This is a genomic window from Oceanococcus atlanticus, from assembly GCF_002088235.1.
Taxonomy (GTDB): domain Bacteria; phylum Pseudomonadota; class Gammaproteobacteria; order Nevskiales; family Oceanococcaceae; genus Oceanococcus; species Oceanococcus atlanticus.
Genome location: NZ_AQQV01000003.1, coordinates 339,805 through 364,096, shown reverse-complemented (window position 1 = coordinate 364,096; position 24,292 = coordinate 339,805). Strand labels below are relative to the sequence as shown.

Here is a 24,292-nt window from a genome sequence, read left to right as displayed (position 1 = left end):
TCGGCGTATACTTCACGCATGAGCGATTTCAAAGGCATTCCTGTGGTGGTTAGCGGTGAGAAATACACCGCACCACAAGGCTTTAACGCGATCAAGGACGGCATCAAGCACGACCGCAACGCGGGCGACGTGCCACGCGGCCAGAAACCCAAATGGCTACGCGCTCAGCTGCCCTCCGATCCGCGTTACTTCGACACCTTGAAAAACGTCAAGGAACACAAGCTGGCCACGGTCTGCGAAGAATCCAAATGCCCCAATATCGGCGAATGCTGGTCGCATGGCACGGCCACCATCATGCTGATGGGCGCAGTGTGCACACGGGCCTGTCGTTTCTGCTCGGTCGACACCGGTAATCCGGGTGGCTGGCTGGACAAGGACGAGCCAGACAACGCGGCCAATTCTGTGCGCTTGATGAACCTCAAGTACATCGTGTTGACCTCGGTGGATCGCGACGATTTGCCCGACGGTGGTGCCCAACACTATGCCGATTGCATCCGCGCCATCCGCGACATGAATCCGGATACCGCAGTGGAAGCCTTGACCCCTGACTTCCAGGGTCGTCATGAGTGCGTCGAAACCGTGGTGGATTCGGGACTGCAAGTGTTCGCCCAGAATCTGGAAACGGTGCGCCGCCTGACCCACCCGGTCCGCGATCCGAGGGCCTCCTACGAACAAACGCTGGACGTGCTGCGCCACGCCAAGCAATTCCGCCCTGACGTGCTGAGCAAAACCAGCCTGATGCTGGGCCTGGGGGAGCGCGACGACGAAATTCTCGCCGCCCTCGACGACATGCGTGAGGCCGGCCTGGACATCGTGACGTTTGGCCAGTACCTGCGCCCGACCCGCAACCACTTGCCGGTGGAGCGTTACGTCACGCCCGATGAATTCGCCAAATATCGCGAATGGGGCCTGGAACGCGGTTTTCTTGAAGTGGTCTCCGGCCCGCTGGTGCGTTCCAGCTACCGCGCGGACCAGGTCTTCTCCAAGAACAACTGCGGGCTGTAACACCCGCAGTTGTTGTTAGCGCGGTTCAGCTGACGCGTTCGAAGCTCAGGCCGGCACGCGCATTCAGGCGCTCAATCAGCACATCACCCATGGCGGTGCTGGGCGTCCAGAAGCCGCCCGGTTTCTCGCCGATATCCCGGGCCAGGCAAACCGCCGATTCACCCAGCATCTTGGCGGTCGAGCCGTAGCCAGGGTCGCGATCGCCGGTGACTTTGGTTTGCAGGGTCTCGCCACTGGGGGTACGGCCAAAGAAGCGCAGGTCATAGAAACCGGCTTCCTGCGCCTGCGGGCTTGGGCCTTCGCCAGGCTGCGGCAGCACCGTCTTGTTGAGCAGAGCACGCGTCGGCTTGAGCGCGGCCAAAACCATGAATCCACCGAGGCCGCCGGCAACAGCGGTTGCGCGCAGCGCGCCGCCCGGACCGCGGCCGACCATCATGGCCTCGTCGTACAGGAAACCCTCACCCCACGGACGCCCGAGCAGCGCGTGACTGCGATGCACAACGCGGGTGTTGATGCCGGCCATGACAAACGGCCCCAGCCAGGCGTTGGCATCCTTGTCGAATGTCGGGCCCTGGACATTGGGCTGACGCACGCCGCTGCGCATGCCCTGCGGCGCCACTGCATACGGGTTCTGCATTACTTTACGCAGAGCCGGGTCTTTTTTGATTTCATCAACCACATTGAGCAGGCTCGCCACGGTACCGCCGCTGGCCCCGCCCTTGGCCGCTTTCACGCGCATCTTGATCTGTTCGCAATGGCTGCCGAAATCGGCCTGGGCCTGCTGCTGGGTAAACCACACGCCAAGATCGGACGGAATCGAATCGAAACCGCAGTTGTGCACGATTCGCGCGCCGGAGCGCTCGGCGCCATCCTGATGCGCATCAATCATGCGTTGCATCCATTGCGGTTCGCCGGTCAGATCACAGTAATCCGTGCCTTGCTCCACGCACGCGGCAACCAGCTCAGAACCGTAAAGTGCGTAAGGCCCAACCGTGGTGACGACCACCTTGGTCTTGCCGGCCATGTCACGCAATGCCGGCCCATCTTGCGCGTCGGCGATGATGCGCGGCAGGTCTTGGGCGCCAAATTCTTCGGCGACAGCCTTGAGTTTCGCGTCGTTACGCCCGGCAAGAGCCCACTTCAGGTCTTTATCGACCCCGTAGGTTTCGCACAAATAACGTGTGAGCAAACGCCCCACAAAACTTGCCGCACCGTACACCACCAGATCGAATTCGCGCTGAGTTTTTTCGCTCATGCTCCGCCCCTATTGGAAAAACCCGCATCTTAACGTGCTTTGCCACATCAACCGTGGCACGCGGCTTTGCCTTGATGAGGGCCGCTGCTGTGCTTACAATTCGCGCCCTTTCCACGTTGGGGCATCCGTCCCGATCACGCGGCCTGTCGTGGGGGCCGCCACTGACAGCGAGAAACAGCATGCCCAGCATCACCCTGCCCGACGGCTCCCGTCGCGAATTCGATCGTCCGGTTTCCATTGCCGAGGTTGCTCAGGATATCGGTCCTGGGCTGGCCAAAGCGGCTCTTGCCGGGCGCATCAATGGACAACTCCTTGATACCTCTCATGTCATCGAAGATGACGCTGAGTTGGCCATCGTAACCACGCGGGATGAGGAAGGCCTGGATATCATCCGCCATTCCACCGCACATCTGCTGGCCCATGCGGTAAAACAGCTGTATCCCGAAGCTCAGGTCACCATCGGTCCGGTCATCGACGACGGCTTTTATTACGATTTCGCCTACTCGCGCCCGTTCACTCCGGAGGATCTGGAAAAGATCGAAGCGCGCATGGCCGAGCTCGCGGCCTCCGACTACAGTGTGGCCCGCGAGCTGATGGCGCGTGACGAGGCGGTCGACTACTTCCGTGAGATGGGTGAGGAATACAAGGCGGAAATCATCGCCTCGATCCCCACCGACGAAGACATTAGCCTGTACCGTCAGGATGACTTCGTTGACCTGTGCCGTGGCCCGCATGTGCCGTCCACCGGCAAGCTTGGCCATTTCAAACTGATGAAAGTGGCCGGCGCCTACTGGCGCGGCGATTCACGCAACGAAATGCTGCAGCGCATTTACGGCACGGCCTGGGCCGACAAAAAAGCGCTGAAGAAATACCTCAACCGGCTGGAAGAAGCCGCCAAACGCGATCACCGCACGCTGGGCAAGCGCCTTGACCTGTTCCATTTCCAGGAAGAAGCGCCTGGCATGGTGTTCTGGCACGATCACGGCTGGCGGGTTTATGGCGTGATCGAAAACTACGTGCGCCAGCGCCTGCGCACGGCCGGCTACCAAGAAGTTAAAACCCCGCAAGTGATCGACAAAGTGCTGTGGGAAAAGTCCGGCCACATGGACAAATTCGCCAGTGGCATGTTCATGACCGCATCAGAAGACCGCGAATACGCGATCAAGCCGATGAACTGCCCGGCCCACATCCAGATTTACAACCAGGGCCTTAAGAGCTATCGCGACCTGCCCCTACGCATGGCCGAGTTCGGTTCCTGTCACCGCAATGAGCTGTCCGGGTCCTTGCACGGGCTGATGCGCGTGCGCGGCTTTACCCAGGACGATGCGCATATTTTCTGCACCGAAGGCCAGATTGAGTCGGAAGTGGCCGAGCTCATCGACCTGACCTTTGATGTGTACAAGGATTTCGGATTCGAAAACGTCACTCTGGCGCTGTCGACCCGCCCGGAAGAGCGCGTGGGTAGCGACGAGCTGTGGGACCGCTCCGAGGCTGCGCTAAAAAGCTGCCTGGAATCCAAGGGTCTGGACTATCGCCTGCAGCCCGGCGAAGGCGCCTTTTATGGCCCCAAGATCGAGTTCACCTTACGCGACTGTCTGGAGCGTGATTGGCAGTGCGGCACCATCCAGCTGGACTTCTCCATGCCTGGCCGTCTGGATGCGCAATATGTCAACGAACACAGCGAGCGCGCGGTGCCGGTGATGATTCACCGTGCCATCCTGGGCTCCATGGAACGCTTCATCGGCATACTGATTGAGCACCATGCCGGTGCCCTACCGTTGTGGCTGGCTCCAGAGCAAGTTGTGGTGGCCAACATCACCGATCGGCAGGCTGATTTTGCCAAATCCGTGGTCGAGCGCCTGACTCAAGCAGGTTTTCGCGCCCGCGCGGACTTGAGAAACGAGAAAATCGGCTTTAAAATCCGCGAGCTTTCTATTCAACGTATCCCGTACGTCGTCGTGCTGGGAGACCGCGAAGTCGAAAATAATCAAGTGGCCGTGCGTGCGCGTGACGGAGCTGACCTTGGAACCATGTCGGTCGACGCGTTCCTTGACAGGCTGTCCGACGAGGCATCACGGCCTTAGTTCGTTTTTTACGGAGTCAAAAGCATCAGCTCAGAAAAACACGACCGGCGGAATAATGAAATCACCGCACGGGAGGTTCGGCTCGTCAGTGCCGACGGAGAGCAGTTGGGCGTCGTTTCACTGGAAGAGGCGTTAGGAAAAGCAGCCGAAGCCGGTCTCGACCTGGTGGAAGTTGCACCGCAGGCCCGCCCGCCCGTCTGCAAATTGATGGATTACGGCAAGTACTTGTTCCAGAAGAACAAGACGCAGCAAGCCGCCCGCAAAAAACAGAAACAGATACAGGTCAAGGAGATCAAATTCCGTCCGAATACGGAGGAAGGGGATTACCAGACCAAACTGCGTCGCCTAGTGTCCTTTGTGGAGGATGGCGACAAGATCAAGGTGACAATGCGTTTCCGCGGGCGAGAAATGGCCCATCAGGAAATCGGATTGAAACTCCTTGAACGTGTGAAACAGGACCTGGATGAATTGGCGCAGGTTGAGCAGATGCCGAAGATGGAAGGTCGGCAAATGGTCATGGTGATGGCGCCAAGGAAATCCTGAAGTCCCGTATAAACCCTAGGAAGTCCAATGCCAAAAATGAAAACCAACCGTGGCGCAGCCAAACGCTTTCGCCAAACGGCCAACGGTTTCAAGCGTGCACAAAGCCATAAGCGGCACATTCTGACCAAGAAGAACCGCAAGCGCGTGCGCAACTTGAACAAGAACGCGATGGTGTGCAAGTCCGACGTCGCCGCGGTCAAACAGATGTTGCCGAACCTGTAAATCAGTCAGCTGATTTGCTGCGGGCTTGCCCGCAAAGACGCTCCAAGGCCATAGGCATTGCCTTGACGTCTTCTAACAACAACCTCACCAAAGGAAATAGAAAATGCCCAGAGTGAAACGTGGAGTGACCGCCAAAGCGCGGCACAAGAAAGTTTTAAAAGCCGCAAAAGGCTATTACGGCGCGCGCAGCCGGACCTATAAAACCGCCCGTCAGGCGGTGTTCAAGGCCGGTCAATATGCTTATCGCGACCGTCGTCAGAAAAAACGCCAGTTCCGTGCGCTGTGGATTGTGCGCATCAATGCTGCCTCCAAGGCCAACGGACTGTCGTACAGCAAATTCATGAATGGTTTGAGCAAAGCCGGCATCGAGCTGGATCGCAAGGTACTTGCTGATCTGGCACTGCATGATGCTGCGGCGTTTGCTGGCCTGGTCGAAAAAGCCAAAGCCGCACTCTGACCAAACCGCGCTGCGCTTTAGCGCTGCCGCGATGCTGTTCACAAGGGAAAGGCGGCCCGCCGTCTTTCCCTTTTTTATTGCTTGCCATCAGACCTCATCACCATGTCGAACACACACAGCCTGCGCGAAAGCGCACTGGCGGCCGTTGATGCCGCACAGGACCTCAAGGCGCTGGATGAGCTACGCGTCCGTTATATGGGCAAAAAAGGCGAAGTCACCGCCCTGCTCCATGGCCTCAAGGACGCAACGCCCGACGAACGCAAAACACTGGGCCAGGAGGTCAACCGCCTCAAGCAGGATTTGCAGGCAGCTATCAATGCGCGGCGCGACAGCTTGCAGGAGAAAGCGCTGGCCGAAGCGCTGGAATCCGAGCGTATCGACATAAGCCTACCGGGGCGTGGTGAATCGGCAGGCGGCGTGCATCCGCTGACCCTGATTCGTGAGCGCATGGTCGACATCTTCCAGCGCGCCGGCTTCTCGGTGGCCGAAGGCCCGGAAATCGAAGATGACTATCACAACTTCGAGGCCCTGAATTTCCCCCCGGATCACCCGGCGCGGGCCATGCACGATACGTTTTATGTTGATGGCGAGTCGCATTTGTTGCGCACTCATACCTCGCCGGTGCAGGTTCGTACCCTCAAGAACAGCACGCCACCCGTGCGCGTGGTGGCCCCTGGGCGGGTCTATCGTTGCGATTCTGATCGCACGCACAGCCCCATGTTCACTCAGCTTGAGGGCTTGTACGTGGCACGCGATGTGAGTTTTGCCGACCTGCGCGCCGATCTGGAGGAATTTCTCAACGCGTTCTTCGATCGCGACGTGCGCGTTCGATTCCGCCCCTCCTTCTTCCCTTTTACTGAGCCTTCTGCGGAAGTCGATATCGAGTTCGTCCAGCGCGACGGCCAAAGCAGCTGGTTGGAAGTGGCTGGTTGTGGCCTGGTGCATCCCAATGTGCTGCGCGAAGCGGGTGTCGATCCCGACAATTACAGCGGCTACGCCTTCGGCTTCGGGATTGAGCGCATGGCCATGCTTTATTATGGAATCAATGATTTACGTCAGTTTTTTGAGAATGATTTGAGGTTCCTCAAGCAGTTTCGCTCGTTTGCACAGGCGTAAATCTCCATGAAAATTTCATATCAATGGCTCAGTGAATGGGCCGAAACCAAGTTGAGTGCGGCTCAGGCCGGCGAAGTGCTGACCATGGCCGGGCTTGAACTCGACGACCTTGAGCCCGCGGCCCCTGCGCTCGACGGTGTGGTTGTTGCCGAAATCCTCAATGCCGAACGTCACCCGGATGCTGATCGTCTGCAGGTCTGCTCAGTTGATGCCGGGCAGGATCAGCCGCTGCAAATCGTCTGCGGCGCGCCCAATGCGCGGCCCGGCATTAAAGTCGCTCTGGCCACCATCGGAACGCGCCTGCCGGGTGATTTCAAAATCAAGAAAAGCAAGATTCGTGGCCAGGAATCCTTCGGCATGCTGTGTTCCGGTGGCGAGCTCGGCATGGATGAGACCGACGGAATCATTGAGTTGCCACAGGAACTGACGGTTGGCAGCGCGCTCAGTGATGCGCTGGCACTGGATGACAGTATTCTGGACATTGCACTGACGCCAAATCGCGGCGATTGCTTCAGTGTGCGCGGTGTGGCTCGCGAACTGGCCTGCCTCACCGGCGTGGACATGACGCGCCCGTTCGACGCCAGCGCTCCGCTAGTGTCCCTTGAGGACAAACCAGTCATTCGCATTGAAGACGCGGCAGATTGCCGCCGTTACGCCGGGCGTGTAGTACGGGGCCTGGATCGCACGGCGGCCACCCCGCTATGGATGGCAGAGCGCTTGCGCCGTGCCGGACTGCGTAGCATCAATCCGCTGGTGGATGTGACCAACTACGTACTCATGGAGTTGGGGCAGCCCATGCATGCCTTCGATCTGAGCAAGCTTGAGGGTGATATCTGTGTACGCCGGGCTCGCGCCGGAGAGACGCTGACACTGCTCAACGAGCAAGCCATCGAACTCAATGAGCAATCGCTGGTGATCGCTGACAAGCGCGCGCCTGTCGCACTGGCCGGCGCCATGGGCGGGTTGGACAGCTCGGTCGATGAGAAAACCACCGATGTGTTGCTCGAGAGCGCCTGCTTCACACCGCGAGCAGTGGCTGGCACCGGCCGCCGCTTCAAGCTCTCTTCCGATTCGCTGCAGCGCTTTGAGCGCGGCGTGGATCCGAGCCTGCAGGAGCTGGCGCTGGATCGTGCGACCAATCTGCTGATCAGCATCTGCGGTGGCCAGGCCGGCCCCGCCAGCATTGAAGAAGCGACCGCATGGACGCCGCCGCAGATTGAACTTTCAGCGCAGCGGGTGCAAGCCCTGTTGGGTTCCCCCGTAGCACCTGAGGCGATGGTCGATATTCTGCGCAAGCTGGAATGCACGGTGACGTCCGACGGCGCTTTGCTCAAGGTTACGCCGCCCAGTCACCGCTACGATCTGAACGAGGCCATTGATCTGGTTGAAGAGATCGCACGCATTCATGGCTACGACAATCTGCCGGGGCGTGAGCGTCGCGTGGGTGTGGCCCTGAGCGCACCACGTGCAGATGCAGCCAGCCGCATACGCCGCGAGCTGGTTGCGCGCGGCTACCACGAAGCGGTCAGCTTCAGTTTCGCCGACAGCGGCACCGACGATGCGCTGAATGGTGACAGCGCCTTGGCGCCGGTCATGCTCGACAACCCGATGTCGGCGGCAATGGCCCAGATGCGCCGCAGCTTGTGGGCCAGTCTGATTCCCGTGTGGAAACACAATGCGGCACGCCAACAGGAGCGCATCCGGCTGTTCGAACTGGGGCGCAAATACGGTAAGCGTGATGACCGCATCGAAGAAATCGAATGTGTGGCCGGTCTGATCAGTGGCTTGGCTCAGCCCGAGCAATGGGCCAGCACCAAGCGTAATGTCGACTTCTACGACCTGAAGGCCGATGTAACGGCGTTGCTGGGCGACAAGGCCGAAGCCCTGCAATGGTCCGACCAGAACCCGCACCCGGCCCTGCACCCTGGCCGCAGCGCCAGTCTGCTGCTGGATGGTGAGTGTGTGGGTGTGCTGGGCGAGATTCATCCACGCCTGAAAAAGCCCCTGGATCTGCCCCACAGCCCTTTGCTTTTCGAGATTCAGCGTCGTGTTGTAGACACGCTGGAGCTGCCCAAGCTCAGTCCGATCACCGCAACACCGAGTTCGCGTCGTGACCTGGCTTTGCTGGTCGATCAGACACTTGCAGCGGAAAACCTCATTCAATATGTCAAGAAACAGGCGGGCGATATCCTGCGTGAGGTTCGCGTGTTTGACGTATTTACCGGCGATGCCTTACCTAAAGGATGCAAGAGCGTCGCTTTGGGCTTGATATTTCAGGATTTTTCCCGCACGCTTACCGACGAGGACGTAGACGCAGCCATACAGAAGCTGACGTCCGGACTCGAACGGGAATTTGGGGCACAGATCAGGGACTAGCGTGGCGCTTACTAAATCCGAACTCGCTGATTCGCTGTTCTTCCAGCTCGGTCTGAACAAGCGGGAAGCCAAAGAGTTTGTTGACCGGGTCTTCGAGGAAGTGAAGACCTCGCTGGAAGCGGGACAACCGGTCAAGCTTTCCGGCTTTGGCAACTTCGAATTACGCGATAAAAATCAGCGTCCCGGGCGCAATCCGAAAACCGGCGAAGAAATTCCGATTTCTGCGCGCCGTGTCGTCACCTTCCGTCCGGGACAAAAACTGCGAGCACAAGTGGAAGGCGGAGATGCACAGCGCTCAAGCGGCAATAACTGAAACTGATCTTCCGGAAATTCCTGAGAAGCGCTATTTCGCGATTGGCGAAGTCAGCGAATTGTGCCTGGTTAAACCGCATGTGCTGCGCTACTGGGAACAAGAATTCCCGCAGCTCAAACCGGTCAAACGCCGTGGCAACCGGCGTTATTACCAATACCAGGATGTTGAAATCGTCCGCGTCATTCGCAGTTTGCTCTACGAGCAGGGCTTTACCATTGATGGTGCGCGCAAGCAGCTCAAGCAAAATGGCAAACCCGGTGTCGCTGCTTCTGGCGAACCAACCTCCGAATTGAGTGCAATTCGTTCGGAACTTGAAGCCATTCTGGCTTTAACCAAGGTATAATGCCCGCCCGTCGCGACGCGGCGGCATCTATTTCGGGGTGTAGCGCAGTCTGGTAGCGTACCTGCATGGGGTGCAGGTGGTCGCAGGTTCAAATCCTGCCTCCCCGACCAAACCCAAAAAAGCGGCTTTAAGCCGCTTTTTTATTGTCTGCTGTTTTTAGCGACCTTTGTGAATGTTGACATTTCACTCCAGTGCGACAGCATGATGGAATGAAAGACATCACCATTGCGGTACCGTTTGTTCGCAGCGCCACCGAAGGTGCCCGGCGCGCCGGGTTTGATGTCAACCGCATCCTCAAATCATCGGGCATTTCCCCTCACCTGCTGGAACGCTCGCGTGCGCGGGTGGCCCTGGATGATTTCGTCAAATTGATCCAGCAGCTCATGCGCGTGATGGATGATGAGTGCCTAGGCCTGATGTCGCGCCCGCAGCGCCTCGGCACCTTCGAGCTGATCACCCGCTCCACCCTGCATGAGGCGGATCTGCTTTCAGCTATGCGCTGTTTTGCCAGCTCGGCCAACTTGCTCACCACCGATCTGTTTCATTTTATTGAAGCCGACGAGCATCAGGTCACATTCGGCCTGCGCCGCCAGCAGCGCCCGCAGACCACCGCACCCTATCTGATCGAAAGTTCGATCATGACCGCGCACCGCTATTTCTGCTGGCTGGGGCGCACACGTATCCCACTGCAGCGTGTGGACCTGGATTACGCCGCGCCCGAGTGGGCGGATGAGTACCGTCATCTTTTTTTCAGTGCACCGGTGCGTTTCGACAGCCGCGAGATTGCCCTAGTCATGAAACGTGAACACCTCGAGGTGCCGATACGCCAGGATCTCAGCAGCCTGACCGCGTACATCCACCGTGCGCCGCGTGATCTGTTCACACCGATACACAACACCAGTGTCAGTCACGCAGCCCGACGGGTGATCCTCAAAAGCTTTGAGCATGGGCGTGGCATGCCACGCTCACAGGACGTGGCTCGCGCACTGGAGCTCAGCCCGCAGACATTTTGGCGGCGTCTGAATCAGGAGGGCGCGGACTTCACCCAGGTCAAAACCCGTGCTCGCCGCGACGTTGCCATCAGTTTGCTCAGCGAATCCGGTTACAGCATTGAGCAGATCGCCGAAACCATAGGTTATTCGGAATCCAGTGCGTTCATCCGCGCGTTCAAGGATTGGACCGGCGTGACACCGCTTGGTTATCGCAAGCTTTAGGGTGTCAGCGGGACCATTTGCACCTCGGATGTGGCGGGCGCCACTGGCGATTGGCCGAAGCTGTAACTGAACGCCAGGCTGATCACGCTGAAATCGACCAAGCCGGGATTGGCCACCCGAACCGTGCGCAAGGCGTAGTCCTCGTCGCTGTCGTAGCTTTCAATGGCCAGGCTGGCCGTCCAGCGCGAACCGATGTAATCCACGCTACCGCGCCAGCTCACAGCGCCGTAGGGACTCAGGCGGTAATCGCTGCTGATCAGGCCATTTTGCGGTGTCTGCTCGAAATACGGGGCGTAAAACTCGGCCTGACTTTGCCGGTACCAGCGTGCCGACAAGCCCAGACGCAGGCGTGCTGTAAGACGCTGCCAGGCGCCCAGCTCGACGGTGTCTGAGTGGATGTCCCAATCATCGCGAAAATGACGCCAGTCCGCCCGCAAGACGCTGCGCATGCTGGCCAGATAATGCCGAACCCGTGCGCTGAAGGCCCATTGATGACGCTCATCTGGTCGCCGATCAGCCTCGGTTTGGCCATTCACAAACACCAGCTTGTAGGGATCGGATAGAAAACCGTCGTCGTAGCCATAGGCCAGGCTGAGCTGGGCCACGGTCTGCGGGCTCAGGATTTGGCTGACACCGGCAAATGCCGACCAGCTCTGCTTGCTGGCCCGCACGATACGTTCGGGATAGGTCGCGCTGCCACCGTCGGTTGGTTTGAGGGTGTCGTCGGAAAAGCCCACGCCGGCCGACCAGGTGCGGCGGCGCTGATCGGTGTCCAGCTCCATGCTCACGCCTGCCGATACGGAGTTGTAGTCATCCTCGTCCGACGCGCCGAGCTGCGCCGCCCAGCGGCGCATGCCCTGATCGTCACGTTGGGCTTTCAGATTGAGCGCGTAGCGCTCCTCGGTGATGCTCGCCCCCGACATGACCTGAACCGGCGCACCGTTCTGTGCGCCGGGCATGACAAACCACGGACTCGCGCCTGACATGGTCTCGATCATCAACCCGGCATCCAATGTCCAGCTGGCATTGAGGCGCTGCGCAAGGTCGATCTGGTGCGAGCGAATTTCGTAGCGTTCGCTGGCGCCTCCACCAGCTGCGCGCGCTGCCGGCAGGTCGGCTTCGCTGTAATGACTGTAGCGGTAGCCCACGCGCGTGTTGTCGGCCTCAGATTGAGCATAGGCCGGCAGGGCTGCGAGTGCGCCGGTCAACGCGGCGAGCGACGGTGTGGTCTTCAAGCGAGTCATCAGTTGCACCCGCAGCCGCCGCCACCCAGGGCCGGCCCCATCGATGCGGCTTCCTTGCTGACATAGGTGTGATCGCGGATTTCCGCCTCGCGCACCAGGGCCGCATCCCATTGCATGTCCGGACGGGCCAGATCGCCGCGCTGCCAGGCTTTGACCGGCTGCGTGCTGCAGCCAGCCAAAAAGCTCAGCACAACCACGGCGGTGCCCAGGGCATAGATTTGCTTCATGTGCCGGTCTCCCTTGCGGCTCATCATTGCCTTATTGCGCTTCCCAGATTGCGCGCTGATTGGACTGGCTCCATTGCGCAACCATGGGCTCGTAGGTTTGTTCGATCACATTGCGCTTGATTTTCATGGTCGGCGTCAGCAGTCCATTTTCGATCGTCCAAGGTTCACGCACGAAGACCAAAAAAGCCATTTGTTCATGCGGATCGAGGCTGCTGTTGACCCGCTCCATATGGGCGAGTAAATCGTCCTCGACCGTTTTGCGCTCAAGTGCGCCGCTGGCCAGTTCATTGCGCGTGTCTTCCGACAACAGCACCAGTCCATGTGTCTGGGGTTGATTTTCACCACACACGCAGATCACCTCGATGCGCGGATGTGCACCCATCTTGTTTTCGATGGGCACCGGGGCCACGTACTTGCCCTTGGAGGTCTTGAACAGATCCTTGACTCGCCCGGTGATCCGCAGGCGGCCCTGATCGTCCAGCTCGCCCATGTCGCCAGTCTTGAAATAGCCGTCTTCGGTGTAACTTTGCGCCGTCGCTTCCGGGTTCTTGTAGTAGCCCATCATCTGCCCCGGGCTCTTGACCAGCACTTCACCGGTCTGCGCATCGATACGGCACTCCACCCCGGGATTGGCGTGGCCGACATACCCGGTACGCGCCTGCCCAGGCCGCGTGAAATGCGAATACGCCATGTTTTCACTCATGCCGTAAGCTTCAAGCAGCTCCAGGCCGAGACCGCGATACCAGTCGATAATGGCTGGCGGCAGCGGCGCCGCCCCGGTCACCGCCATACGCACCTCGGCCAGCCCCAGGCCCTCCAGGACCTTGCGTTTGAGCTTTTTGCCGAGCAACGGGATGTTGAACAGGATTTTCTGTTTCTTCAGCGGCAGCTTGTCGCACACCCCGAGGTGAAACTTGGTCCACAGACGCGGCACCGAGAAGAAGATGGTCGGTCGCGCGCGCTGCAGGTCAGTGAGGAAGGTGTCCAGCGACTCAGCGAAAAACACCTGCATGCCAAAATAATTGGAGTTGTTGCCCACAACCAGACGTTCGGCCACGTGGGCCAATGGCAGGTACGACAGCATGCGGTCGTTGGGGCTGACCGCGCCAACGCCGAACACTTCGAATTGTTCTGCCATGCGCAGCGCACAGACCTGGAATGAACGAAAGCTCTGCATCACGCCTTTCGGCCGTCCGGTGCTGCCCGAGGTGTAGACGATGGTGGCCAGTTCATCCAGGTCACGATCGGGTTGGCCACTCAGCGGCGCCGTCTGCGCCACGATGTCCTCCCAGCTTTGGCCTTCGGTCTGCGGCGACAACGGCAAACGGATCACCGGCATGTCGGATGGCACGCCGGGTTTCATGGCGTCCCAGTCATCCAGTTTGCCAAGCATCAGCACCCGTGCCTCGCTGTGCTCAAGGATGTAGCCGACCGTATCCGCGTTGAGTGTGGGGTAAAGCGGCACGCTGACGTGGCCGGCCATCCAGATGGCCCAGTCCGAGATCAGCCAGTGCGCCGAGTTTTTCCCCAGCAATGCAATCTGGCTGCGTGGCGGCAGATCCAGTGACAACAGATAGGCGGCAACACGGCGCGCCTGGTCCATGGCCTGCTGCCAAGTGATTTCCTCAACTTTGCCTTGCCCCACCGGCTGGACGAAATGAACGTCCTGCGCTGCCTGTGTCTCCCAGTGGTAGAGCCTGGCCAACGGTGATTGTTCTTGTTGCAATTCAGTCATGCTGGTGACATCCGTTGAAATTAAAAAGCGGCCCGGAGCCTCGTATTACGGGTCCAGATAGGCCTCCAGAAAACCGTACATGGCGCGGATCGCGGCATCGCGATACGCCGGCGTGATTTCGCCAAACTGGAACACCGAGCGCCGGAAGCAGGCCACCGCAAGATCCACAGACACGGTAAAGATGTCGACATCTTCGGGTATGCCTTGGCTGCCTTCGTGCTGCTCCCAGATCTCGCGCCCCATGTGCCCGAGTCGGGCCAGAAGCATTTCCTGGGCGCGATAGCTGGCATCGGTGACCGCCCCGCCCAGCATGAGCAGACGGGCGACCGGTCGGTTGTTGTGGTACTCGACCGCCTGATGCACAACCCGGCGCACGCTTTCGATCAGTGGGCTGCGAATCAGATCGTCGTACTGATTGCGGTACATGGTTTCCATTTCCGCCAGATAGCGTCCCACCAGCTCATTGAGAATGGCGTAGTGAGTGGGGAAATAGGCATAGATGCTGCCGCGGGTGATATCGAGTCGCTCCGCCAGAACCGGAATGGAGAAGCGTTCCAACCCGCTCTGCGCGAGCAAACGCTCCGACTCCAGCAGCACCGCTTCAAAGCGCAGTTTGGCCCGATTCTGGGTTGGCACTTTGGCAACGGCCGCGGGGTCGAGAACGGGAGGCGTCAACGCATTCATGCGGGCATCATAGCGATAAGAGCCTTATTTGACTAATGTCAGTTCATGCTTATGATCCAGTCTGAATCTTATCGCCTGCAGATCATCAATGCATAACCGTTTGCACCCTCAGGATCGTCTGATCATGGTTTCGTTTCGTATATCACCAGCTGTTGTCATTGTGGGCACTTTGCTTGGCGCCTGCGGAGGCGGCCAGTACTCCGGTGAGGTGCCCAGTGCAGGGTCATCTTCCCCAGCACCGAGTGCCTCGCCGAGCCCTGGCGGGGGCAATGCGCAAGCCCGCTTTGAACGCGCCCAGGAGCATTTCGAGATATGTCGCGTATGCCACGTGCCCGGCGGCGTGGCGGATGTCGATGACGGTCGCCGCCTGATGCTGTCCAGCGACGGCGAAGATGATTACGCACGCATCTATGCCGGCTGGGATGAGATGGGGCGCGGTGTCGAGAGCAATCTGATCATGACCATGCCGTCAGGCAGCGGCGAGCGTTCACATTCTGGTGGCGATAATCTGTGGCCGGTGGATTCAGCTGCCTACAACGCCGTGCGCGATCTGCTGGCCTGCTGGGATGATGCATCGCAATGCGGTGAATCGACCACGCCAGGCAACAGTGGCAGCGACAATCTTGGCCTGCTCGGAAGCAAGCGTGGTGGCCATCTATGGGCCGAGGTCTGCGAGGGCGCGCCGGATGACACCGCGCTGCCCGCCGATCCCCGCACACTGATTCAGCGGGGCAGCGAACTGGCCGGCGCCGTGGTATTCAACACACCCTGGATGGATTGCAGCATCAACGAGGCACGTCGGCCAAATACCTGCGGCGAATACCGGCAGCTGTACGCCAAGGGTGAGCTGATCGGACGCGGCCAGGGCCAGCCCGGTACCGCGCACATGTTCAGCGGTGATGCGCGCAGCGGCATCAACCCCCTGGATCCGACTTCATATAACAGCGAAGCTTCGCTCTGGACGCTCAGTGCAGATCAATACAATAACCTGTGGCGCAGCTGGACCGGTTACGCTCAGCCGCCGTTGTCGCGGCCAAGCAATTTTGATGAGCTGGTTGCACAGCGTTACGGCTCTCCGCTGGGCCAGGCACCCAATCCCTACCCGCTTGCCGGCGAAGACCCCAACGATCACAACGGCGGCAGCGGGCAGCTGCCCATCGGGCTGACCCAGCTGCGCGACAACGATGGCAACTGGACTGGCACCATCGGGGTGAAGCTGTGCTCGTTCTGTCATGACGGCCAAATTCAGGGCCAGGGCGAAGCCAGCCAGGTGGTTTACGGCGGTGCCGGGACGATTGGCGATTTCACCGTAGCATTTCGCGATTTCGCTAGTGTTGGCGCGTTGCCCTTCGGCCTGTTGTCGGGTGTGCCGCTGACCATTGCAGCCAATCGCGGCACCGGCGCCATTGATCAATTTCAGGTCGGTTTCATCGCCTTTAACAATGGCAACCCGCAGGAATTCAGCAACACCAAGATTCTGCTCAGTCAGGCGATTGGCAACATCAAAAGTCCGCCGTGGTGGAACATGGGCTCGCGCCCGCAGAAATTTCATGGCGCGGTGCTGCCTATGGATTCGGCACGCATCGACATGGCGGCCTACTATCCACTGATTGGTGGTCCATCGGATGCGGTGGCCTGGGTTGATGAGTCGGCCTATGCCTTCCAGATCTGGGCCGAGTCGCTCAAGGCGCCGGCCTACCCCGGCCCCATTGATGAAGCACTGGCGCAACAGGGTGCGGTGCTGTTTCACGCCAAAGATCTGTGGGCCGACTCGCTCGACAACCCGGTGCCAGCACCGCAAAACCGCGGCAACGGTTCCTGCGCCAGCTGTCATGGCGCATACGCACCGCGCTTCGTCAACGATCCCGCCTTTCTGCCCGATCCACGCCTGGAAGGTGTGGCGGCCAACATCACAGCGCTGACCACCATCGGCACCGACCCGGCCTATGCCGAGGCCATGCAGTCCTTGCGCAATGCCGATGGCTCCACCGAAACGGCTTTTGACTACAACGTTTTTCTGGCCTGTGGCATAGGCGCGGCTGGTCATACCCCGGACAACACGCCGGTAATGCTGGCACCGCCGCTGTATGGCGTATGGGCATCGGCACCCTATTTCCACAACGCCTCGGTGCCCAATGTGTGGGGCGTGCTCGACCCAGCCAGCGAGCGTCCGGATATCTGGGTACGCCAATCGGCACCGCCGCCCCCCGGACTTGAAGGCCGGGTGGTCAGCGGATTTGATACCGACCTTGAACGTGCCTACGATCATCAACGGCTGGGCTGGAAATACACCGAACTAGACTGCCTGCAGGATGCGGTCCAAAGCGCACCGCTGCTCAGCTGCAATCCGCTACCGGTTAATCTGACCGGCGATGCCCAGGAGTCGCCGTTGCAGCCGCTGCTTGATTTCCTTTACTCGAACATCGCCCTGAGCTGGAATCTTTCGCTGGACGAGCTCAACGTCATGCCTTTGACCGATCAGCAAATTGAGAACCGCAAGGTCTACAACACCAATCTGTACTCGCAGGACAACACCGGGCACGCCTTCACGGCCGTGCTCAGCGACGCCGAGCGCCGTGCTTTGATCGAATACCTGAAAACGCTTTAACCCGCACCAGGTCAGTGGGCTAAGATGCAGGGCTGAGCCCACAACAAGACCGTTTTCATGAGCCTGCGGCTGCATATTTTCCGGACACTGTCCAAGATCACCATCAAACGTCGCCCGGCCCAGCTGTCCGATTCGGTGGCGCATTTTCGCAAAGTGGTGCGCCCGGCCTTGCCCTTGCGTCTGGCGCCGGGTTACCGCATCGGAAAAAGCGATGTGGGTGGCGTGCCGTGCGCCACCCTGGAGGCTGACAACACCACACGCACGCTGATTTATATCCACGGCGGCGGCTATGTCGCCGGCATGCCGGAAACCTACTACAACTTCTGCAGCCGACTCGCCCAGCGGATCAATGCGCGAGTCATCCTGCCGCGTTACCGGCTTGCCCCGGAACACCCTTTCCCCGCCGCCCCGGATGACGTACTGGCGGTTTATCGCGCCCTGCTTGCTGACGGGGTGCCAGCCGAATCGATCCTGGTGGGCGGGGATTCGGCCGGTGGCTCTCTGTCGCTGAGCCTTTTGATTGGCGCACGCGATTCGGGCTTGCCCCAGCCCTGCGCCTGCCTGGCGCTGTCGCCGGCCACCGACATGAGCCTTGAAGGCGGCAGCCATGCGCGTCACGACCGCATTGATCCGATGCTGAGCGAAACCCTGATCGATCATTTCCGCATGGCCTACACGCCCACACAGGCCAGTCGCCTCGATCCACGGGCCTCACCGGCGTTGGCCGATCTGAGCAACTGTGCACCGCTGGTCATCACCGTGAGTCGCGACGAATGCCTGTATGACCATACTGTCAAATTGGTTGCCCAGGCCCGATCCGGCGGCGTCGCAGTAGAACTGCTTGAGCGCGATGGTCTGCTGCACATTTGGCCCACGTTAGTGCCGTTCTTGCCCGAAGCCCGGCGCGATTTCGAATGGATCGTTAAGCATCTGCCTGCGGCATTGCGTCAATAGCATGTCGTTGCGATGACGGCTGTGTGCGGCCGTCATCTGCCTGAAACATCGCGGGGCCAACATGCGCGCCCATGAAGGCCAACGCTCAGCGCAGTCTGCGCGCCCACGCCGATTGGCTGGCGCGCGCCATCCGGCCCGGTCAGCATCCGGGCGCCCCGCTTTCGGCCCGCCGCGTTGCCGCGCTGGCCGTGGGTGTGCCGCCGTATCTGCTGCTGCAGGCGACCCACTGGCTCGGCTTTGCGCTGGATGAGCTGCTGTTTGCCGAATATCGTGATGTCGACATCGAACAGCCCGTGTTCATCCTCGGGTTACCGCGCAGCGGCACCACCTTTTTACACCGCACGCTGGCGCGTGATCAGAGCCAATGGTCGACCTTCAGTTTGTGGCAGGCGGTCCTGGCGCCATCGATCTCACAGCGCCGGCTGATTGATGCGCTGAGCCGAGCCGATCAGCGTTTGGGCGGCTTGGCCTCGCGCGCCCTTTCCTATCTCACCCGGAGCCTGGCCGGTTCGCTGGACGATATCCATGAGATAGGCCTGGATGCGGCCGAAGAGGACTATCTCACCCTGCTTCCCGCCGCTGGTTGTTTTCTGGCGGTGCTGGCGTTTCCCTACAGCGAATCCGTGTGGGGCTTAACGCGTCCAGGCGGCATGCCCGATGCTGAGCGCGAAGAGCTGCTCACCTTCTACCGCCGCATGTTGCAAAAACATCTGTATCAGGACCCGCGTCGTTTGCTGTCCAAAAACGCCGCATTCGGCGCCTGGGCACAGCCGTTGGCCAAACTGTTTCCCGATGCGCGTTTCGTGCTGTGCATCCGCGATCCCGATGCCGGTTTGAGCTCTCAACTCAGTGCCATCCGCGAGGGCCAGGCGCTGTTCGGTGTCGATCCTGATGAGCGATTGATTCAGCAACGCTTTGCCCGAATGTACCGCGAGCAATATCAACATCTGCTTGAGCATATGCAGCGCTATGGCACGCGCAGCAGCGTGGTTGACATGGATGCGCTGCGCCTTGATGGCCCGGCTGAGATCGCCCGTCTAGCGCGCGAGTTGGCGCTGCCATTGGACGCGGAGTTACTCATCCAGCTCGAAGCGCAATGCGCTGCCACGTCGGCCACGTCTAGCCCACATCAGCACGCCAAAAAACTGCGCGCCGATGCCGAAACACATCGTGCTTATCAAGCACTCAAAGCCGCCACCTACCCGTCGCAGAACAAGGCCTCTTGATCATGGACTCTCCTCTTGCCCTGCCCGCATCCCCGGCGCTGGGACTGGTTCAACATGCCAGCGCCCGCGTACAGCGTCCTTTGCGCATTGCTTTTTTTTCCGACGCACTGCCCGAACGCAACGGCGCCGGCAGCTACTACCAGGATCTGTGCCACCACCTGCGCGCGCACGGTGTTGTGGCCGATCTGTACCAACCCCATCTGAAAAAGCGTTTGCAGATGGCGCTGCCGCTGCCCGGTGATCCCACGCAAAAACTGCTCACTCCCAATGTGCCTAAATTGTGGGCACAGTTTGCCGCCCAGCAGCCCGATGTGGTGATTGCCATCACACCGGGGCCCTTTGGTTTGCTCGGCCTGTCCTTGGCCAAGCGTTTTGGCTGCAGCTTTCTAAGCGCGTTTCACACCCAGTTCGAAGAGCTTTCCCGGCTTTACTGGAACCCGCTTTCGCGCCGTGTCGCCAATGGCTACCTGACGCTGACCAACAGCGTACTGTGCCGTCATAGCCGTAGCGTGATGGTTCACAACCGTGCGCTGATAGAAACGGTCGAGCGGCTTGGTGCACGCCAGACCGATGTGATGGGCACGCCGCTCGCGCCGTGTTTTCTCGACGTGCCGCGCCTGGCCCATCGCGCCAGCCTGCGCCACGTGCTGTTTGCCGGACGCCTTGCACCGGAGAAAAATGTCGCGGACGTGGTGGCGGCCGCGCGACAGCTACCGCACATTCAGTTTTCCATCGCCGGCGACGGCCCCCTGCGCCGCAAGCTGGAGCGTCAGGCGCGTGATCTGCCCAATGTCCAGTTCTGGGGTTGGCTGAGCCGTCCGGAACTGCGCGCGTTGATGGATGAGTGCGATCTTCTGGTCCTGCCATCGGCATTGGAAACCTTTGGCACCATCGCGCTGGAAGCCATGGCCCGGGGGCGCCCTGCACTGGTCGCCGAAGGCGCGGGCATACATGACTGGCCCAAACTGCGTGACGGTTTGTTAGTACAAACCCGTGATGAGAGCGTGACCAGCGCCTTACGTCGGGTGCAAGCGTTGCCGGCCAGCCAATGGCAGACGCGCGCCCGACAGGCCCGCGAGGCGGCCGAACGGCTCAATCAGGAAACGGTTGAACAATGGATCACCTTGGTCCGTCGTCACCTCACATGAGCGCGCCGATCCGCCTTGATACCCGACTGTCCATTCATGATGTGATGCCGCACACCTTGCGCCAGGTGGCTGATATTTTGAGCCTGGTGGATAGACATGCGCTGGGCAACGTCCGGCTTCTGGTTGTGCCAGGACAGCGCTGGACAGCCGACCAGATTGCGGTGCTGCGAGACTGGCAAGCCAGCGGTCACGAGTTGGCCGCACATGGCTGGTTTCACCGCGCACGGCAGATTCGAGGTTGGCGCCATCGCGTGCATGCCGCTTTGGTGTCGCGCGACGTAGCGGAGCATCTGGCGCTGGATGCAAACGAAATCGGCCAGCTTATGCGCGATGCCGCCCAATGGTTTGTCGATCAGGAACTGGGTAAGCCTCAGGTTTACGTACCCCCCGCATGGGCTTTGGGTCAGATCGCCTTCGCGGAGCTGAAGAGCACGGGCTATCGACGTGTCGAAATCACCCGCGGTGAATTGTGTGTGGACCAGGGTCGGCTCGAACACCAGGCCCTGCTAGGCTTCGAAGCGGACACCAGTCTCCGCGAACATGCACTGCGGGCCTGGAATCGCACCCAGTTGGCACTGGCCCAGGTAGGGCATCTGCCCTTGCGCATTGCCATACACCCGCAGGACCTGCAGCTGCGCCTCGGCAAGGATTTGCGCGCACTGATGGCGCAGATCGGCGCGACACGCCCTGCGCTTTAGCCACCGCGCGAGGCACAGTACACTGCGCGCTGGACGAGACACCCACTACAACACATCAGCAAGGCCGCACCATGACCCAGCACGCACGCAGCGACATCGAGTTTTCCAGCCAGGGCACACAATGCCGCGCCTGGTTGTATACCCCGACAGAGCCCAATCGCGCGGTCATCGTGATGGCCCATGGTTTGGGTGGAACACGTGACGCAGGCCTGGAGCCCTTCGCGACCGTATTTGCCGATCATGGCTTCACGGTGTTGCTGTTCGATTATCGTCATTTCGGTGCCAGCGACGGTGAGCCACGCCAACTGCTGAGCATCTCGCGACAATTGCAGGATTGGCGTGCCGCCGTCGCTTTCGCGCGCGAGTTGCCCGGTGTGGATCCGGCTCGCGTGGGTTTGTGGGGCACCTCATTCTCCGGTGGCCATGTGCTCACCACCGCAGCCAACGACGCCAGCATCGCAGCGGCGTCTGCGCAAGGGCCCATGGTTGACGGTCTGGCCGCATCGCTGGAGATGGTCCGTTACGCAGGCGTCGGTCGCCTTGCCAAACTGGCCGCATATGGCAGCGTTGATCAACTTCGCGGGCTGCTCGGCATGCAGCCCATCACCGTGCCCCTGGTTGCCGCTCCGGGTGAGTTTGCGGCGATGAGCAGCCATGATGCGCTCAGTGGTTACGGTGCGATAACGCCGTCCGGCTGGTGCAATGAAATGAGCGCACGGCTGGCCCTTTATCTGGCCACCTATAGACCGATCACCAAAGCACGTAAGCTGGCATGCCCGATCCTTATTCAGGCCTGCACCAAAGACAGTGTTGCGCCGGCCGCCGCGGCGGTAAAGCTTGCGCGCAAAGCCGGACCGAACGTCGAATTGAAGCAGTACGACATCGGCCACTTTGATATTTACGTCGGAAAAGATCGTGAGCGTGCACTGGCCGATCAATTGGACTTCTTCCAGCGCGCCCTCACAGGGCGCTAAGCAGCCTGCCGCCAGGCTCGGTGTTCTAGGGTTGCGGTGCGATCACGCGGGTCCGCCGCAGGCTATCTTTAATGGCGTTGGCATTGCGGTCACAACCGCGATGCTCCGGGCTGGCGCGCAGCGCAAAGCGGTGATGAAGCCTGACTTTGTCATCAAAGCGTTGCATCCACTGCGATTCAGTATGTTCGCTGCCCAGCGCATGACTTAACCTGCGGCTGGCACTGCGGATACTTGCCTTGCCTGCGGCGTCACCACAGGCCAGAGCGCGCCCGGCCAACTTGGCGTTTTCCCAGAATTGGTAGTCGACCTGACGTGGAGTGTCCGCGAACACCGTTGATGCCGAGCCCACAAACAGCACAGACGCAATGAGACATTTCATGCGCCAACCATAATCCCTGGGCCGACAAAAACAAGCCTGAGCGGGCAAAAAAAGCCCCGCCGTAGCGGGGCATAAACATCTCAGTGGTGTGTCACACCGGCGCGCAGGCCAGTATGTGGTGTCGACTTACTGTTTGGTACCTTGAGGAAAAGTATTCAACAGTAGATTGGGCGTGCCGGCACCGGCTGGACTACGAGCAACCTTGCCCACCGTCGCGTTACTGATCAAAGCAGCAGCTACGTCCGCTGAATTCAGACTGGGGGTTTCGCCCAAAATCAGCGCCGCTGCACCAGCAACATGGGGGGAGGCCATCGATGTGCCACTGAGATTCGCCGTTCCGCTATTGTTTGCATAGTCGGCTGAAACGATGCTGGAGCCTGGGGCATAAATATCCACACAGGTTCCATGGTTACTGAAGCTGGATTCCGAGTCGTCACTCGCCGTCGAGGCAACGGTCACAGCTTCGGGAGCGCGAGCGGGCGACGTGCTGCACGCGTCCGCATTGTCATTGCCAGCGGCGACAACCGGCAACACATTCGCATTGAACAGATTGGCAATGGCCTGGTCTTCGGCATCCGAAGCGCCGCCACCCAAGCTGAGATTCACAACCGCAGGGTATTCAGCGTTTTCGGCCACCCACTCGATACCGGCGATCACCGCCGAACCCGTGCCCGAACCGGCGCAGTTGAGTACGCGCACGGCATGCACAGTCGCCAGCTTGGCAACGCCATACTGAGTTCCGGCAGCGGTGCCAGCAACATGAGTGCCGTGGCCGTTGCAGTCTTCCCAGTTGTCCGGGTCAACTTCACCGCCGAGCAAGTCAAGCGGCAGCAGGCCACCAAGCAAACCGCCAAGCAGGCCATCGAGCGGACCAGAACTGACAAAGTTCTGACCGGCGCCTACGCGGCCCGTAAATTCCTGATGGTTAGGGTTGATGCCCGTGTCGATGATGTAGACATGAACGCCAGCACCGGCGCTATCAACGTAGGCGTATTCGCCATCCATGGGGCGGTCGGTTTCGTCGACCCGGTCCAGACCCCAAACAGGGTTGTTCTGAACCGCACCAGCCTGCACAACGCGATCTTTTTCGACCGATTTAATGAGCGGCAGGCCTTCAAGCAAGCGCACCTGTTGAGGCGTCAGAGCGGCTGCAAAACCCTGCAATACGGTGTCGTACTCAAACAGTGCATTGTCGAGACCAACCAGGCCCAGAACGGTGCCGGTCAGGTTACTGACCGTCTGACCCAGCGGAAGCTGATCATTGAACTGCACGATGTAGACATCTTTGGAATTGGAAAACAGACCCGCGCTCGCTGTTGCCGAGGCTCCCAGCATCACTGCCGCAGCCACCGCTTTTTGAAGTGCTTTCAAAACCTTCCCCAGTTTGAAATTGAAATTTGGCGTCAGCACCGCATTCCGTGCGCGATCATGTTTTGGCGTCATGCCGATGGGCTGTCCAAGGACCCATGCAACTTGCTAACGAGAAT

The 24,292-nt window shown here is 60.0% G+C and carries 23 protein-coding genes and 1 tRNA gene; 17 read left to right on the top strand and 7 right to left on the bottom strand.

The window, feature by feature from the left end:
- Positions 1–18 precede the first annotated feature (18 nt).
- Positions 19–1,005 carry a lipoyl synthase gene (lipA, locus tag ATO7_RS12655; protein ID WP_083562232.1) on the top strand — a complete coding sequence of 329 codons (987 nt, stop codon included), beginning with the start codon at positions 19–21 and terminating at the stop codon, positions 1,003–1,005.
- Positions 1,006–1,030: 25 nt separating this feature from the next.
- Here the strand turns inward: lipA and ATO7_RS12650 are convergent, their stop codons facing one another.
- Positions 1,031–2,260, bottom strand: a complete 1,230-nt coding sequence (locus tag ATO7_RS12650; RefSeq protein ID WP_083562230.1) for a saccharopine dehydrogenase family protein — start codon at positions 2,258–2,260, stop codon at positions 1,031–1,033.
- A 179-nt stretch (positions 2,261–2,439) separates the two neighbouring features.
- Between ATO7_RS12650 and thrS the strand changes: the two genes are divergently transcribed.
- From thrS to ATO7_RS12600, 10 genes are all read left to right on the top strand, one after another.
- On the top strand, positions 2,440–4,344 hold the full coding sequence (gene thrS / locus ATO7_RS12645; RefSeq protein ID WP_083562228.1) for a threonine--tRNA ligase: 1,905 nt from the start codon (positions 2,440–2,442) through the stop codon (positions 4,342–4,344).
- A 24-nt stretch (positions 4,345–4,368) separates the two neighbouring features.
- Complete coding sequence (gene infC, locus ATO7_RS12640) at positions 4,369–4,887, top strand: translation initiation factor IF-3 (RefSeq protein WP_083562226.1); 519 nt, start codon at positions 4,369–4,371, stop codon at positions 4,885–4,887.
- Positions 4,888–4,914: 27 nt separating this feature from the next.
- A complete protein-coding gene (rpmI, locus tag ATO7_RS12635; RefSeq protein ID WP_083562224.1) occupies positions 4,915–5,109 on the top strand; it encodes a 50S ribosomal protein L35 in 195 nt (64 codons plus the stop codon).
- A gap of 103 nt (positions 5,110–5,212) precedes the next feature.
- Positions 5,213–5,566, top strand: a complete 354-nt coding sequence (rplT, locus tag ATO7_RS12630; RefSeq protein ID WP_083562222.1) for a 50S ribosomal protein L20 — start codon at positions 5,213–5,215, stop codon at positions 5,564–5,566.
- Positions 5,567–5,668: 102 nt separating this feature from the next.
- Positions 5,669–6,682, top strand: a complete 1,014-nt coding sequence (pheS, locus tag ATO7_RS12625; RefSeq protein ID WP_083562220.1) for a phenylalanine--tRNA ligase subunit alpha — start codon at positions 5,669–5,671, stop codon at positions 6,680–6,682.
- A 6-nt stretch (positions 6,683–6,688) separates the two neighbouring features.
- The gene (pheT, locus tag ATO7_RS12620) at positions 6,689–9,058 is read left to right on the top strand and encodes a phenylalanine--tRNA ligase subunit beta (RefSeq protein WP_083562218.1); all 2,370 of its coding nucleotides are present in this window, start codon (positions 6,689–6,691) and stop codon (positions 9,056–9,058) included.
- Between the two features lies 1 nt (position 9,059).
- A complete protein-coding gene (locus tag ATO7_RS12615; protein WP_083562216.1) occupies positions 9,060–9,371 on the top strand; it encodes an integration host factor subunit alpha in 312 nt (103 codons plus the stop codon).
- Positions 9,343–9,714 carry a MerR family transcriptional regulator gene (locus ATO7_RS12610; protein ID WP_083562214.1) on the top strand — a complete coding sequence of 124 codons (372 nt, stop codon included), beginning with the start codon at positions 9,343–9,345 and terminating at the stop codon, positions 9,712–9,714. The genes ATO7_RS12615 and ATO7_RS12610 overlap by 29 nt, the downstream gene beginning before the upstream one ends.
- A 33-nt stretch (positions 9,715–9,747) precedes the next feature.
- A tRNA-Pro gene (locus tag ATO7_RS12605) sits at positions 9,748–9,824 on the top strand.
- 99 nt (positions 9,825–9,923) lie between these two features.
- Positions 9,924–10,928, top strand: a complete 1,005-nt coding sequence (locus tag ATO7_RS12600) for an AraC family transcriptional regulator (RefSeq protein ID WP_083562212.1) — start codon at positions 9,924–9,926, stop codon at positions 10,926–10,928.
- On the opposite strand, the gene ATO7_RS12595 is transcribed toward ATO7_RS12600, so the two are convergent.
- The 4 genes from ATO7_RS12595 to ATO7_RS12580 are packed head-to-tail and all read right to left on the bottom strand — an operon-like array spanning position 10,925 to position 14,818.
- On the bottom strand, positions 10,925–12,172 hold the full coding sequence (locus tag ATO7_RS12595) for a DUF3570 domain-containing protein (protein ID WP_158523204.1): 1,248 nt from the start codon (positions 12,170–12,172) through the stop codon (positions 10,925–10,927). The two genes, ATO7_RS12600 and ATO7_RS12595, sit on opposite strands and share 4 nt — an antisense overlap.
- Positions 12,172–12,399: a DUF4266 domain-containing protein gene (locus ATO7_RS12590; protein WP_083562208.1), complete on the bottom strand. Its 228-nt coding sequence runs from the start codon at positions 12,397–12,399 to the stop codon at positions 12,172–12,174. The genes ATO7_RS12595 and ATO7_RS12590 overlap by 1 nt, the downstream gene beginning before the upstream one ends.
- Positions 12,400–12,430: 31 nt before the next feature.
- The gene (locus tag ATO7_RS12585) at positions 12,431–14,134 is read right to left on the bottom strand and encodes an AMP-binding protein (RefSeq protein ID WP_083562206.1); all 1,704 of its coding nucleotides are present in this window, start codon (positions 14,132–14,134) and stop codon (positions 12,431–12,433) included.
- A gap of 45 nt (positions 14,135–14,179) precedes the next feature.
- The gene (locus tag ATO7_RS12580; RefSeq protein ID WP_083562204.1) at positions 14,180–14,818 is read right to left on the bottom strand and encodes a TetR/AcrR family transcriptional regulator; all 639 of its coding nucleotides are present in this window, start codon (positions 14,816–14,818) and stop codon (positions 14,180–14,182) included.
- 88 nt (positions 14,819–14,906) lie between these two features.
- Between ATO7_RS12580 and ATO7_RS12575 the strand changes: the two genes are divergently transcribed.
- The 6 genes from ATO7_RS12575 to ATO7_RS12550 all read left to right on the top strand — a co-directional run bounded on the left by ATO7_RS12575 (position 14,907) and on the right by ATO7_RS12550 (position 22,426).
- A complete protein-coding gene (locus ATO7_RS12575) occupies positions 14,907–17,426 on the top strand; it encodes a c-type cytochrome (RefSeq protein WP_146680335.1) in 2,520 nt (839 codons plus the stop codon).
- Between the two features lie 57 nt (positions 17,427–17,483).
- Positions 17,484–18,380: an alpha/beta hydrolase gene (locus tag ATO7_RS12570; protein WP_083562200.1), complete on the top strand. Its 897-nt coding sequence runs from the start codon at positions 17,484–17,486 to the stop codon at positions 18,378–18,380.
- 71 nt (positions 18,381–18,451) lie between these two features.
- Positions 18,452–19,606 (top strand): sulfotransferase, encoded by a 1,155-nt coding sequence (locus tag ATO7_RS12565; protein ID WP_083562198.1) that lies wholly within the window; start codon positions 18,452–18,454, stop codon positions 19,604–19,606.
- Positions 19,607–19,608: 2 nt separating this feature from the next.
- Positions 19,609–20,754 (top strand): glycosyltransferase, encoded by a 1,146-nt coding sequence (locus ATO7_RS12560; protein ID WP_083562196.1) that lies wholly within the window; start codon positions 19,609–19,611, stop codon positions 20,752–20,754.
- Positions 20,751–21,452 (top strand): DUF2334 domain-containing protein, encoded by a 702-nt coding sequence (locus ATO7_RS12555; protein WP_158523203.1) that lies wholly within the window; start codon positions 20,751–20,753, stop codon positions 21,450–21,452. The genes ATO7_RS12560 and ATO7_RS12555 overlap by 4 nt, the downstream gene beginning before the upstream one ends.
- Before the next feature lie 71 nt (positions 21,453–21,523).
- A complete protein-coding gene (locus tag ATO7_RS12550) occupies positions 21,524–22,426 on the top strand; it encodes an alpha/beta hydrolase (protein ID WP_083562192.1) in 903 nt (300 codons plus the stop codon).
- A gap of 25 nt (positions 22,427–22,451) precedes the next feature.
- On the opposite strand, the gene ATO7_RS12545 is transcribed toward ATO7_RS12550, so the two are convergent.
- Together ATO7_RS12545 and ATO7_RS12540 are read right to left on the bottom strand one after the other, a co-directional pair.
- The gene (locus ATO7_RS12545) at positions 22,452–22,805 is read right to left on the bottom strand and encodes a hypothetical protein (RefSeq protein ID WP_083562190.1); all 354 of its coding nucleotides are present in this window, start codon (positions 22,803–22,805) and stop codon (positions 22,452–22,454) included.
- A 126-nt stretch (positions 22,806–22,931) separates the two neighbouring features.
- Complete coding sequence (locus ATO7_RS12540) at positions 22,932–24,176, bottom strand: S8 family peptidase (protein WP_158523202.1); 1,245 nt, start codon at positions 24,174–24,176, stop codon at positions 22,932–22,934.
- Positions 24,177–24,292: the final 116 nt, after the last annotated feature.